13 protein-coding genes are annotated in these 13507 nt (G+C 59.5%); 1 reads left to right on the top strand and 12 read right to left on the bottom strand.

What is annotated here, in order from left to right:
• Nucleotides 1-289 precede the first annotated feature (289 nt).
• Nucleotides 290-1777: a sensor histidine kinase gene (locus PMI26_RS04020; RefSeq protein ID WP_007979177.1), complete on the top strand. Its 1488-nt coding sequence runs from the start codon at nt 290-292 to the stop codon at nt 1775-1777.
• On the opposite strand, the gene PMI26_RS04025 is transcribed toward PMI26_RS04020, so the two are convergent.
• The 12 genes from PMI26_RS04025 to PMI26_RS04080 form a co-directional block, all read right to left on the bottom strand.
• The gene (locus PMI26_RS04025; protein WP_007979175.1) at nt 1774-2475 is read right to left on the bottom strand and encodes a response regulator; all 702 of its coding nucleotides are present in this window, start codon (nt 2473-2475) and stop codon (nt 1774-1776) included. The genes PMI26_RS04020 and PMI26_RS04025 overlap by 4 nt on opposite strands.
• Nucleotides 2476-2798: 323 nt before the next feature.
• Nucleotides 2799-4166, bottom strand: a complete 1368-nt coding sequence (locus PMI26_RS04030) for a sensor histidine kinase (protein WP_007979173.1) — start codon at nt 4164-4166, stop codon at nt 2799-2801.
• Entirely contained in the window at nt 4163-4825 is a 663-nt protein-coding gene (locus PMI26_RS04035; protein ID WP_033048300.1) for a response regulator, read from the bottom strand. The genes PMI26_RS04030 and PMI26_RS04035 overlap by 4 nt, the downstream gene beginning before the upstream one ends.
• A gap of 11 nt (nt 4826-4836) precedes the next feature.
• Entirely contained in the window at nt 4837-5481 is a 645-nt protein-coding gene (locus PMI26_RS04040) for a tetratricopeptide repeat protein (RefSeq protein WP_007979168.1), read from the bottom strand.
• Nucleotides 5478-6287: an SDR family oxidoreductase gene (locus tag PMI26_RS04045; RefSeq protein WP_007979165.1), complete on the bottom strand. Its 810-nt coding sequence runs from the start codon at nt 6285-6287 to the stop codon at nt 5478-5480. The genes PMI26_RS04040 and PMI26_RS04045 overlap by 4 nt, the downstream gene beginning before the upstream one ends.
• A complete protein-coding gene (locus tag PMI26_RS04050; protein ID WP_007979163.1) occupies nt 6274-6948 on the bottom strand; it encodes a TenA family transcriptional regulator in 675 nt (224 codons plus the stop codon). Before PMI26_RS04050 ends, PMI26_RS04045 begins: the two co-directional genes overlap by 14 nt.
• Nucleotides 6945-8426, bottom strand: a complete 1482-nt coding sequence (locus tag PMI26_RS04055; protein ID WP_007979160.1) for an AMP-binding protein — start codon at nt 8424-8426, stop codon at nt 6945-6947. The genes PMI26_RS04050 and PMI26_RS04055 overlap by 4 nt, the downstream gene beginning before the upstream one ends.
• A complete protein-coding gene (locus PMI26_RS04060; RefSeq protein WP_007979158.1) occupies nt 8416-9093 on the bottom strand; it encodes a thermostable hemolysin in 678 nt (225 codons plus the stop codon). The genes PMI26_RS04055 and PMI26_RS04060 overlap by 11 nt, the downstream gene beginning before the upstream one ends.
• Nucleotides 9094-9439: 346 nt before the next feature.
• The gene (locus PMI26_RS04065; protein WP_007979156.1) at nt 9440-11086 is read right to left on the bottom strand and encodes a multiheme c-type cytochrome; all 1647 of its coding nucleotides are present in this window, start codon (nt 11084-11086) and stop codon (nt 9440-9442) included.
• A 348-nt stretch (nt 11087-11434) separates the two neighbouring features.
• A complete protein-coding gene (locus tag PMI26_RS04070) occupies nt 11435-11893 on the bottom strand; it encodes a MarR family winged helix-turn-helix transcriptional regulator (protein WP_007979155.1) in 459 nt (152 codons plus the stop codon).
• A gap of 126 nt (nt 11894-12019) precedes the next feature.
• Entirely contained in the window at nt 12020-12472 is a 453-nt protein-coding gene (locus PMI26_RS04075) for an Ohr family peroxiredoxin (protein WP_007979154.1), read from the bottom strand.
• 78 nt (nt 12473-12550) lie between these two features.
• A complete protein-coding gene (locus tag PMI26_RS04080) occupies nt 12551-12991 on the bottom strand; it encodes an Ohr family peroxiredoxin (RefSeq protein WP_007979153.1) in 441 nt (146 codons plus the stop codon).
• Nucleotides 12992-13507 lie beyond the last annotated feature (516 nt).

The raw sequence follows: 13507 nt of genomic DNA, 5'->3' as shown, positions 1-13507 counted from the left end.
GAGCCAGCCTGCTGGCGATGGACTCAAGTACGCCGCGTTTATCCAGTTCACCCGCGTAATCGTTAACGACCATCGCTGGCAAGCCAGCTCCCACAAGCAACGCAACGCCCTGCGGCGGTAACCGCCGCACCGACGCCAGCATCAGATATGGCGGGTTATCCACCCGTGAAGCTGTCGGATCGTCATGCAGTGATCTACTGTCAGTCATGGGCTTGGCGTCAATCTCCAGATGGGCGTTGAACTGCCGGGTTTGCAACCGACCTGTCTCGATGATCAGGGAACCGGACCTATGGCAAAAAATGCAAAAGCGGAATCCGAAAACCAGACGTTCACCGCGCAGCAAGCCGAGGTGCTGGGCGAACCAGCCCCTGTTGGCGATGTGCATCGCAATGGCCTCTGGCGTATATGGATCAGGGGCCGGGCGCGCAAGCTGAGTCACTCGACCCAGTTTGTCATTGCCGCTGCGGTGATCCTGGGGCTGACCATGTTTTTCGTCGGCAATCTGGTGAGCGTGCGCATCGAAAGTGCCGCGGTACATAGCGCAGCAGAAGCAGGCGCTCAGTACATGGATACGTTTCTGGAGCCCTTTGTGCAGGAGTTGAGCCAGGACAACACCCTATCGGCTGCAAGTGTCCAGGCCCTGGACCGCCTCACGGAAAGTCGTTCGCTGAAACAGCACATTGTCTCGATCAAGATCTGGCGAGCGGATGGCACGGTGGTCTACAGCACGAACAAAGACATCACCAACGTTCAATTCCCGCTGGATGAGATCACCGAGGCACTCAAAGGCAAAGTGGTTACCGATCTTCAGGAACTGACCCAGGATGAGAACGTGTTCGAGCGCCAGCTCAACGTCCCGCTCTATGAAATCTACGCCCCCCTGCGGGATTCGCGCTCCGGGAAAATCATCGCGGTGGGCGAATTCTATGAAAAGGCCGACAGCCTCAGGCGCGAGATCAATCGGGTCCGGGAAGAGGTGTGGGGGGGCGTCGGCGCCGCGACACTGGCCATGCTGACCCTGCTTTTCTTCATCGTGCGACGCGGCGACAAGATTATCCAGCAACAGCAGGTGGCACTGCACTTGCGGCTGGTCGAACAAACCCGTTTGCACATCAGCAATGCTGAACTCCAGCACAAGATGGCAACGGCTACCCAGGAGTTTTCCCGAGTCAACGAACTCACCTTGAGGCGCATTGGCGCAGACCTGCACGATGGGCCCGCGCAGCTATTGACCTTGATTCTGATCCGGCTCGACGACCTGGCCGAAAACTGCACGGAGGTCGATCAGGAATCGCTGGAAACCATCCGTGCCGCCGCCACCGACGCATTGCGTGAGGTCCGCGATTTATCACGCGGCCTGGCACTTCCGGAAATCAACGACGTGAGCCTGGTGGAAGAGTTGCAACTGGTGGCGCAACGGCACGAGCAACGCACTGGCACCAAGGTCACATTGACCCTGGGGCAGCTACCGAAGGCCGCGCCATTGCCGCTCAAACTCTGTTTGTACCGGTTTGTGCAAGAAGCCCTCAACAACGCTTACCGGCACGCCAACGGCGAGGGCCAGGTCATCCTGGCGAAGTACATCGATGGGGTATTGAACATCAGCGTCAGGGACAGTGGTCCAGGCATGGCGGCGGACGCGATGCAGCTCGAGAAATCCGGCAGGACCCGATTGGGTCTTGCCGGTTTGCGTTATCGCGTCGAATCCCTGGGCGGGTTGTTCAGCATCGACTCCTGCGACGCGGGTACGTCGGTCAATGCCCAGTTCAAACTCTAGTCAGGCGCCGCTTCGGCATCCATTGGCGCTTTCGCCGCGCCGATATGAAGGTGCCCGATCGCTTCACGCTCCCGGTAATGGCGCAGAGCCGTGACCGCTTCGACTCGATTTCGCGCGTTCAGCTTCTGCATCACGCAGCCCATGTGGTGCTTGACGGTTTTTTCGCTGATCAACAGCTTTTGCGCCACTTCCCTGTTGGTCAGACCCTTGGACACTTCACGAATGACCTCCTCCTCGCGGTGGGTCAGATCGAACTTACGGGTTTCCGCTTCGTGCTTGTTGATGTTGCTCAGCAGTTTGTTGGCAAACTCGGGGGTGATATACGACTCACCCTTGGCAACCGTCCTGATCGCCAGGACCAGTTCCGGCCCGCTGACACCTTTCAACACATACCCGCGCGCGCCGGCCTCCAGTGCCAGGAAGGCATCATCTTCGGACTCCGAAACCGTCAGCATCAGCACCCTCACATCCGACAGCTGTGTGGAAATGAACCGCACCGCGGCGAACACGTCGCCCGGCATATTGACGTCCATCAACATCACGTCCGGACGCTCCTTCTGCGCAATATCCATGGCATCCTGCGCATTGGAACCTTGCTCCACGACCTGAAGATCCGCCCGTTTTCTCAACGTATTGGCCACGCCTTCACGCAACATCGGGTGATCGTCGGCAATGCCGATGCGAATGAATGGACTCATGAGACGCTCCCGCAAGAATAAGCATTCGGATACACATTGATTAATAGCAGGGAACCCGAGAAGCCGCCGGTCATCAGTCGTATGTACCGGGCTCCAGGCGTCCGGATATCAGACTTAGGTCGGATGCAATCAGAACCTGAACGAGCAGAAAGTCTTGCAAAACACTTTACATTTATAGTCCAAGTCTTTGTTTTTAATGTGTTTTAGCCTATAAAAAAATAGAGGCCTTCATGAAATCCGGATCCGTCTTCAATCCGACCAGCAGTCGCCCTGCAATACTTGGGTACAGGCGACCACAGCACCCGGCATAACCAGGCCCGACGTCAAACGCGACAAATTTCCAACGTGGCGCGTAACCCGCCAGTGATGCGGTTCTCCAGTTTGATCTGTCCACCCAGGCGAACCGCAATGGCCTTGACGATGGTCAGCCCCAACCCTGCCCCCTGATCATTTGCGCGACTGTAGAAACGCTCGAAAAGCCGATCACGATCCTGCTCATCGATACCCGGCCCCTCATCTTCGACAGACAGTTCGTAGCCCTTGCTCTTTTCGACCAGTTTTACCGTGATCACTCCGTGCCGGGGGGAGAAGTTCGCCGCGTTGGTGACCAGGTTGTTCAAGGCAATGTCGATGGCCGCAGGGTCGACCCTCACAAGGCCGATGTTGTCGCTGACATCGAAAACCAGTTCAAGGTCCTTGCTCAACAACCAGGGCGTCATTTGGACAAGGCTGTCGCGAACCGTGGCTGCCAGATCGACGGGCACAGGCGGTTGCGCGCCTGCTTTAGGCTCGATACGGGCCATCGTGAGCAATTGATTGACCAGTCGGCTGGTACGGTCCACTCCGGCAATCAAGTGCTCAAGCGACGCACGACGCTCCCCTTCGCTCCCCGCTTCCATCAGGTTCTGCGCATGCACCCTGAGCACGGCCAGGGGGGTGCGCATTTCGTGGGCGGCATCGGCGATAAAACGTCGCTCACGTCCCATGACTTCCTGAATCTGCGCAAGCATACGGTTAAGGGCCGCCTGCATCGGCTCAAGCTCCGTAGGCAGCGGAGTCAATTGCAGGGGTTCGAGTGAACCGGGATGCCTCGCCCGCAGTGTTGCAGCCATGTTGACCAGCGGTTTCAATCCCCAACCGATGGCCAGCCAGAGCATGGCGGCCAGTATCAAGCTCCCCAGAATGTTAGGCCACAAGGTGTGGCGTACGATGCGGTCCACCAGGTCCATTCGCACATCGTCCCGTTCGCCCACCCAGATCCGCAGTTTGTTCTGCTTGTCTTCAAGCAGGAAGGCCCGCCAATGCCGGTTGTTCAGGTCGACGACATCGCTGAAGCCTGGTGTGACCGGGGGTTGGCTGAAGGACGGAGAACTGGCGGTATGTACCAGCACTTCATTCCTGGCATTCCAGACCTGAAACGCAATTTTCGTTTCGTACGGATGCCCGTCGGCCCCGGGCGTCGCCTCGTTCAGGGCCTGGTTGAAAGCCTTGTATAGATCTGCGTGATCCTTGCTCACCATCGGCATACGCATGACGCCTTGCAGCAGGCGAGCGTTCTGGGCCAGTTGGGCATCATAGACTTCGGCGATTTCATGGTTGCTGTCGTGCAGGTTCAGCACGCTGATCACTGTCAGACCTGCGAGCATCAGGCCAATGATCAGGGTCAGGGTGCGACGCCGGATCGAGGTCATCGACGCTCCTCCACCAGATAACCGATACCGCGGACGGTGCGAATCAGGTCGGTGGAGAGTTTCTTGCGCAGGTGATGGATGTGCACTTCCAGCGTGTTGCTTTCGGCCTCCTCGCTCCAGCCGTACAGCAACTGCATCAGATGATCGCGAGTCATTACCCGGCCCGGTGGCGAGAGCAGTTCGTGGAGCAACTGGTATTCCTTGGGTGTCAGGGCCACCGGTTCGCCTTTGTAGCTGACTTGCTGGGTGCCGGGGTTCAGGCTGATACCCGCGTGCTCGATCAGCGATTGCCCGCGCCCGGCGCTGCGCCGAAGCAACGCACGCAGGCGCGCCTTCAATTCTGCCAGGTCGAAAGGCTTGATCAGGTAGTCATCGGCGCCGGCATCCAGGCCGGCGATGCGGTCTTCGGTGGCATCGCGCGCCGTCAGGATCAACACCGGCAGGTTGGAGCCGCTGTCACGCAAGCGCCTGAGCACTTCGAGACCGTCCATGCGTGGCAGGCCAAGGTCGAGCACCGCCAGATCGAAGATTTCACTGAGCAGCGAGTGCAAGGCACTGTTGCCGTCCTGCAACCAGTCGACGGTATAACCTTCACGGCGCAGGGCCTGATGAATGCCCTCGCCGAGCGCCATGTCATCCTCTACAAGTAATAAACGCACAGGGTCTCCTGTCAGCCGAGTTTCTTGTTCACGTCCACCAGCAGCGCTTCGATCTCCTTGCGGCGCCCGGCATCAGCGCTCTCGCGGCCAGGTCGGGGCGCAGCCTGCAAGGCTTTTTGCAACGCTGCCCTAGCTTCGACATACCGCTTCTGACGGTAGAGGTGATCGCCCCAGAAGTACAGGCTGTCGATGCCGTTGGGGTTTATTTGCAATGCCAGCTTGAGCAACTGCTCGGCCTTGTCCGAATCACCGAAACCGATGGGCCAGCCCGGTACGCGGTCATACAGGGCCCCCAGACTGGTATAGGCTGAGCCTTGCAGGGCCTTGGGGTCCAGGGCCAGGGCTTTTTCCAGATCGGCCTTGGCATCCTTGACCTTGCTCAGCGCACCCAGCCCGCCCTGGGCGCCCGCCCAGCTACTGGTGACGATGCCGGACCAGATCCACGCCTCCGCCACCGTTTGGCGCTCCTGCTTGAAGCTCGAAGCCTGGGCGGCCAGCTTTTCAAAAGCCGCAGTGCGTTGTCCCTCCGGCAACTCGTACTGAATGTGCGCCCAGCTTTGCTGGATACCGTTGAGACGCTGCTGGTCGGCAGCATCCAGCGCCCAGACACTCTGGCTCAATGCGCCCAGCAGCAGGCAAGCGATGATCTTTTTCATGGTTCGAGATTCTCCTGGTCGGGTTTCTGGCTCAGGCGGCGGATCAGTGGCAATTGCTTGCGCAACCCACGGTCCACCAGATGGGGCAGGAAGCTGTTCAGGCGTACAAAAAAACGCTCGGGCCAGCCCAGGTACAAGTCGCGACGGTCACCGGCAATGGCGTGAATCACCGCCGCCGCCACGGTTTGCGGATCGTCGACATTGGCCTTGAGCGCATCATTGAGCGCTTGGGCTGCCGGGCTGTTCATGCCGGTACGGGTCGCTCGCGGGGCGACGTAAAGCACACTGACCCGTGTGTCCGCCAGCTCTCGGCGCAGGGCTTCGGAGAACCCGCGCAGGGCAAACTTGGTGGCGCAGTAACTGGCGTAGCCGGGGTAGCCAATGGAGCCATAGGTCGATCCGACGTTCACCACCATGGCACTGTCGGCTTGCTTGAGCAGTGGCAACATCAGTTTTGTCAGGCATATCGGTGCACTGATGTTCACCGCGAGCATCGAATTGATCTCACTGTCGTCGAGCTGTTCGAGCATGGCGAAATGGTTGACCCCGGCGGCATTGATCAGCAGGTTGATGCCGCCGATGCCCTGGGCCCGCGCCAGCACCTCGCGGCGGTCGGACAGCAATGTCAGGTCTGCACGGACCCAACACAAATTATCGGGATATAGTTCAAGCAGCGGCACCAGGGGCTCCCGATGACGAGCCACGGCCAGCACCTGGGCACCACTGGCGCACAGTGCAGTGGCGATGGCCAGGCCGATGCCGCCACTGGCACCGGTCAACACGACGCGGGCTTCAGACAGGCGCATGCAGGTTCTCCCCGTTACGCGGCAAGCCACGAAACATATCGGCGTAGAGCCGGTACACCACTTTGGAGGCATGAATGACGGCGGCCTGGTCGTGCGGGTCATCCAGGGTGTCCATCAGTCGACGGTAGGTCTGCATGTGTTCGATATCCAGCGAACCGTGGGAACTGAGATAGCTGAAAGCGCTCTCCGGCAAGTCCAGGCGCTGGCGAATACTGCCGGCGGCGTGGGTCGCCAAGGCGATGCTCGTGCCTTCAAGCACGTTGACCATGCCGAACAGTCCCACCGGGTTGTCCCGGGCAATCAGGTCGTAGAGGAAGCTGACCATCAATTCGATCGGCAATGACGGGCGCCCGTCCCGTACAGCGTCCCTGTCGCCGCCGCAGGCTTGAATGTCATTGAGAACCCATTGTTCGTGGCCGTATTCGTCCTCGATGTATTCACAGACCGCCTTGCGCAGCCATTCCAGGCGCGAAGGCAGGCGCGCACCGCAGGCCATCATCAACGGCACGGTATGGCGCACGTGGTAATAGGCCTGTGCCAGAAAGGCCCGGTAACTTTCCAGGCTGACGTCGCCCTGCAGCGCATCACGGATGATCGGCAGGTTGAACAGCTCATTGCGTTCTTGCTCAGTGGCTTGTTGCAAGGTGTCAAAAAAACTCATGGTGCGGATTCCTCGGAAAATGCAGATTCGGTCAATTGCGTCCGGTAGCGCTCGATGATGGCGTCACGGCGGGGCCGGCCATTGGCGGTAAGCAAACCGTTGGTGGCAGTGAAGGGTTGGTCGAGCCGACTCCAATGGCGGACCTGGGCGTACTCGGGCAAGGCCTCGTTGGCCTGGGACACGGCGGCGGCCAGTTGTTCGTCGGTACAATCCGGGCGATGCGGCCACAGCAGCGCATGGTTGTGGGGCATCGCCTCGCCATAGACGAAGGCCTGGGCAATAGGCCCGCGCTGGGTCAATTCGGCTTCCACCCATTCGGGGTTCACGTTGCGCCCGAAACTGGTCACGAACTGATGCTTCTTGCGTCCCTTGAGATAGAGAAAACCTTCGGCGTCGAACTCGCCAAGATCGCCGCTGGGCCACCACTGGTCGGTGTGCAGCGCCTCTCCCAGATAGCCCAGCAAGGTTGACCCCTTGATCAGCACTTCTCCGTCATCCGCCAGGCGAATCTCCACATGGGGCAATGGCCGTCCGACACTGCCGGGGCGCCGAGCTTGCGGGCGATTGAGGCACACCACCGATGCGCACTCGGACAGCCCGTAACCTTCATAGACAGGTATGCGCACGCGTTCAGCGCGATGCAGTAGATCTTCACTGACCCGGGCACCGCCCACGGCGGCAAAACGCAGGTGCTGTGGGTCGAAAGCCTTCTGCTCGGCAGCACCGACCAGCATCAGCAACAACTGCGGCACCAGAACCAGGCTCTGGGGGGACCGGCTGGCCAGGCAACCCAACAGTTTCGGCACTTCCACACCGCTGGCGCCTGCAATCCCCAGGGTTTTCTGGCTGGGCAGGCTCAAGGTGGCCCCGGCATACAGCGCGGCGTAACAACCGATGTTCTCCAGCAAAATGGCCAGCGGCAGCAGCGCCAGATGGTGTTGCGGGTCGGTGGGTTCGCTGGCCAGGTCCAGCTCGCGAGCGACCCGCAGAATGCTGTCGGCACTCAAGCACACGCCCTTGGGTGTGCCTGTGGTGCCCGAGGTGAAGGTCAACTTCGCGGTGCCTTCAGGCATCCGGTTCGGGCCACTGAACGTGCGGTGCCAGAACTCGCCGCCCTTCTGATATCCAGCGGCCTGCAGCTCTTCCTGCAATGACGGTTCGGCGATGACGTGTTCGGCCTGGCTTTGCTCCAGGCAATGCTGGCGTTGCGCCGGACTGAAAAAAGGCGGCAAGGCCACGCAGGTCAAACCCTCGAACAGTGCGGCCAGGTCCCACAGCAGGGCTTCGATACCATTGTCCAGGGCCAGGGCGAGCACCCTGACCTCTTCATCGCGCAGGCGCTGCTGACGAAAAATGACCTCGGCATAGAGCGTGGCGTAGTCGAGCTTGCGATGGTCGTCCCACAAGGCAAGGGCGTTGGCTTTTTGCTCAGCATGATTACGCAGGGTCTGTTGGAAATGCTCCATTTCAGGCGACATGGCAGGCCCCTTCAATGGAGGTCGGCAAGCCCAGGCGACTGAACAGGCCGATGTTGCGCAAATGAATGAACCCGGAGCGGATATTGCCGAAATGAACCCAGGGTTTGCTTTCGTAGTAGCTGCCCCAGGCATGGCGGTCGTCGCCCAGGCGCGCCGGATCGGCAGCACACAGGGACACGGGCTTCAAGCCAAGGCGATGAAAGCTATTGACCAGGCCCAGGTTTCCGGTGAAGGCGACCCATTCCAGTCCCCCCATGGCCAGCAGGTAGGTCATGGCGATGATGCTCATCCGCGCGCTGCCGGTGTCGCTGGCAGCCAGGTTGCCGACCTCGACGATGGCTGAGCGGCTTACGGTGTGGTCGGCCGCGGCACTGATCAGTGGATCGATCGCCTCGTCCAGATAACCTTCAAGAAACAGCGGTCCACTGCTCGCCAGACGCACGCCAACCACAGCGCAAAGCGTGCCGGACGCATCGCTCATGCCAAACAGCTCCGGCATGAAGTGGCGTACATCGGCGCCATGGGCCCTGCGAAACCGTTGCTGGATAAAGGCTTCGAAGACACACCTTTGCGGGGCGTCCGGCAAGGCCCTGACAAGATGCATCTGCTGTGCTTCGGTCAAGCCAAAGCGCAAGGGCAACTGAACGTTCCAGTTGAAATCGGACATTGAAAAACATCTCCCCGGATCAATTGGGGAGCAGTATCAAAAACAATTCTTAACGAAGTCTGAAGGTGACAAAACGGTTCTCTTCAGGGGCCTGCTGCGCGAGCAAAGCAAAAAAGCGCGGCCTGCGATCTTTTAGCGGTTTCGGAATCGCTTAAGATCAAAAGATCGCAGCCTTCGGCAGCTCCTACAGACGCACCCGATACCCTGTAGGAGCTGCCGCAGGCTGCGATGGTCGTTAACGATAACGCGTGTGACCTGGATGAACGCAGCGCACTTGAGTCCATCGCCAGCAATCGAGCGTCGACCGGCTGCTCCTACGGTCTCCCGGGCCGCCGACGCTGCGCGGTTAAAAGTGCGCCGTATCCGCCCCGGCAACCGGCAGGCTGGTCGACAGGGGTACGCTCTGCGTGACGTTGCCCATCCGGGTGATTTCCACCTGCACCTTGTCCTTGCCGAGCAAGTAGTCAGCCAGCTTCTGTGAAAACGGCCAGTAGTTCAGGTCGGCCGTCAGGGTCAGCGGGCCGACGGCGTCGGCCGGCACCAGGAAGGAGAACTCCCCGATATCGTAGCCCTTGGGCAGAATGCGGTTGTCCGAGAGAATTTGCGTGGCATTCCAGACCTCGACGTCCAGCGGGTTGCCGTCCTTGTCGCCTATGTGCACCTTGAAATTTCGCGTGTTGACTTCGGTCTTGCCGTCCTTGATCGAGCCCAGCCGGTAGATCTCGCGCCCCGTGGCATCCTGCACGCGGAAATCGATCCACATCTCCCGGCCCTCCGGAAAGCCGGTCGGCAGCTTGTGCCCTGCGCCGACATTGGAAACCTTGACGGCGACCGAGGTGTATTGCCCGGCAACGATCGCCGCCGGCAATTGCTCGAAGGTTATTTCCCCCGCGCGCGCGAGCATGTTGCGAGCCCGTTGTGCGCCCTCATCCTGACCGAGATGGTTGAGCATCATCGCGTTGGCCCCGCTGAACCAATGCGAGGCAACCTCCTCGCGATCCGGCCCCATGATCGCGGCCTTGCCCTTGAAACCCGGCATGTGGCAGCTCTGGCAGGTGATATCGTTAAGGCTGTAGGTGCTCTCCTGCCATTCGTCATAGGTGCGCTCCACCGCCACGCTGCTGAACGGGTGCGTGACGTTGTGGCAGGTGCCGCAAAAGTCCGAGCGGGTGTGCAAAGCCGAGTACACCGTGTCGTGATAAGGCGAGACGGCGTCTTTGCGCGGGCCGAACTTGGTCGGTTTACCGTGCGCCCGGGGGCTCAGAACATAGGCGCCGTTGTCCAGGCCCGTGCGGGCACTGATGTTGTGGCAGGTTTCGCAATCGACCCCGGGCATCGGAGTGTTCTTCGCGCTGTCTTCAACCGAGGAGCGGTTGACTTGCGAGGTGATCTGCCCGGTCGTGAGACCGATCGGTGTATGGCAACCGGTGCAGAAGTTATCGACCTTGCCCTCGGTGGCCGAACTCGCACGCTTGAGCAAGGCCCGATAGATGGGTTCATCCCAGGCCTGGGACATCATCGACGAGCGCCACTGCTTGTAGATCTCCGTATGACAAGCGCCACAGACCTGGGCATTGTCGAAGTCCTTCACATTCAAGACCAGGTTACCGGTGGTATTGGCCCGGTGCGGGAAGAACGGCATCCCGCCATTCACATGCATGAGCCGGGAGCGTGCCGGCTCCAGCCACTTCTCATTGCTCTGATTGTCATTGCCCTGATTGTTATTGCTCTGGGGTTCGTCGGCCGCCACCAGCGTCACCGTCAGCAGGCAGGCCAGAAAGAACAAAATACGGCGAGCCAGAGGCTTGAGCGCCAGAAACAATGGTATGAACAATGTCGCCAGGGAAATGTTCAAGTCGACAATAGCCAGCTTGACGCCTGGCGGTACGTTGAACATTGCCATGTAAGACCCGGCGCTGATCGTCCATAGAACAATCAAGGCCGATAGCCCATGCAGCGCTAACTGTGCACACGTTGATCTGGAGTGGCTCATAGCATTTCCTCTGGACGGTTCGCAGAGGATGACTGCAGTACTTCTATTGAGTCGCCAGGGGTATTTCGTGATGCAAACCGATGGTTACATGCAATCACTCAATGGGGTACTTACAGCTCCACAGCTTGCCGACGCGGACCTTTCATGAACGGGACAAGCTCATTCAGCAATTACCCTGCCATTGAAGTAACAAAATATGTGCGAGAACCGGAATGCCCCTGCAAACATTCGTCGAAAGTTGAAATGCCGTGCTGATACTGGCGTGAATGCCGCTGGGGAATAGCGCCCCGTTTGTGGGGACGCTTACACCGAAATCGGGGGGCACTCACCTCCTTGAGTCGATACCCCTTAGTCCCTGTCTTTCGTCGTCCGGATGAGATTGCCCCGTAACTTCACGATGGCCTTCTGCATTTGCACGAAGTCGTCGGGATCGAGGCCGGTTTGCGGGAAGCCGTCTTCGCGCAAGCCTTCACGCAGTGTTCGGCCCTCTTTTGTCAGATTGATCCGCACCTGGCGTTCGTCTTCCGGATCGCGCTGGCGCAGCAGATAACCCATCGCCTCGAGCTTCTTCAGAATCGGCGTGAGGGTGTTGGATTCCAGAAACAGCTTTTCGCCAAGGCTGCCGACGGTCTGATTGTCTTCTTCCCACAGCGCGACCAGGGTGATGTATTGCGTGTAGGTCAGGCCGAGCCGTTCGAGCATCGGCTTGTAGGCCTTGCCGAAGGCCAGGTTGGTGGAATAGACGGCAAAACACAGGAAGTCGGAGAGTTTCAGATCCAGGGCGGATGTCTTGTCGGTGTTTTTCATGGACGTTCTCAGGGGGCAGTCTTGCGAGACTAAACTATACGTCGTACGCGATGATATCGGAAGTGCGTATAAACACCGACGGCCGGCTCACCGGGAACATCCCCGTTGAGCCGGCCGTGCTGCGGGTCAGGCCGTCAAGACATTGATGTCGACATCAATGTTGCCGCGTGTGGCCTTGGAGTACGGGCAGATGGCATCGGCGTTGTGGGCCAGTTCGGTCGCCACCCCATGCTCCAGCCCCGGCACGCGCAAGGTCAGTCGGGCCTGGAGGAAGTAGGCCGCGCCGGTCTGGCCCAGATCGACTTCAATGTCGACGGCCGTGTCGGTCGGCAGTGTCACCTTCATTTGTTGGGCGGCCAGCCCCACCGCTGCGATGTAGCAGGCCGACCACGCTCCGGCGAACAGTTGCTCGGCTTTCGGGTGCGGCTGGACGGCGGTCAGCACGTGTGCCGGTGTGTCGCTGCCGGGGGACGACAGCACGATGTCGAGGTTGCCGTTATGACCGCGCGACGTAGTGCCCGCGCTGTTATGGGTGGTGTGGGTTTTGCCGCTGGCCAGTACTTTTTCGATCTTGCTCATGATGATTCCCTCAGGATTACAATCAGTTAAATTCGTATGCGCTTGCATCGTATGCGATATTAGTGATGCGTCCGCGCGTCACGCCGTGATCACGTTCAGGGCAACATCGATATTGCCGCGTGTCGCTTTGGAGTAAGGGCAGATGGAGTCGGCGATGTGCGCCAGTTCGGTCGCGACATCCTGTGCCAGCCCTGGCACGCGCAGGGTCAGTCGGGCCTGAAGGAAGTAGGCCGGACCAGTCTGGCCCAGGTCCACTTCAATGTCGACGGCCATGTCCGCCGGCAAAACGATATTGCGTTCCTGTGCCACCAGCCCCACTGCTGCGGTGTAGCAGGCCGACCAGGCCCCGGCGAACAGTTGCTCGGCTTTCGGATGCGGCTGTGTGGCGGCAAAGACGTGGGCTGGCTGGGTCGAACCCGGTGACGACAGGACGATATCGAGGTTGCCGTTTTGACCGCCGACATTGCTGCGGGTGGTGTGGGTTTTGCCGGTAGCCAGTACTTTTTCGATTTTGCTCATGGGGATTCCCTCAGGGTTTAAAGTTCGTGCGATTGTATCGCATACGATATTTGTGGCATTCAAAAAGACAACGTTCCTCAATTGGCGTGTGCAACGATCCAGTTGTTGCCGTTATGGCCATGGGAAGCTTGAGCGGTAGCGATCAACAGGGTGCGGCGGCTTCCGGTGTTCATGGCTGAATCTCCAAACGGCAAGGGTTGTCTGCATTTGTTGTCGCATTCGACTAGATCGCATGCGATAAATGAATATTCATCCAAAGCCCCAATGATGTCAAAGCTTATTTTATGCCTTGGCGATGAGCGGCAGGTTCGCGGCCGACCGTGCTGCCCTCCCCCTCCCCGAACCAAGGGATGAGCGGACAACATTGGCCCTCGGACAAAAAGGTTCTTCACGCATTCCCGGGAACTGCTGGCGATGGACTCAAGTACGCCGCGTTTATCCCGTTAACACGCGTTATCGTTAACGACCATCGCTGGCAAGCCAGCTCCCACAATGGACCGTGCCCACGCTGAAACT

The organism is Pseudomonas sp. GM33 (assembly GCF_000282295.1).
GTDB classification, from domain to species: domain Bacteria; phylum Pseudomonadota; class Gammaproteobacteria; order Pseudomonadales; family Pseudomonadaceae; genus Aquipseudomonas; species Aquipseudomonas laurylsulfatiphila.
The sequence above is the reverse complement of the archived record's forward strand: the minus strand, read 5'-3'. Positions and strand labels throughout refer to the sequence as shown.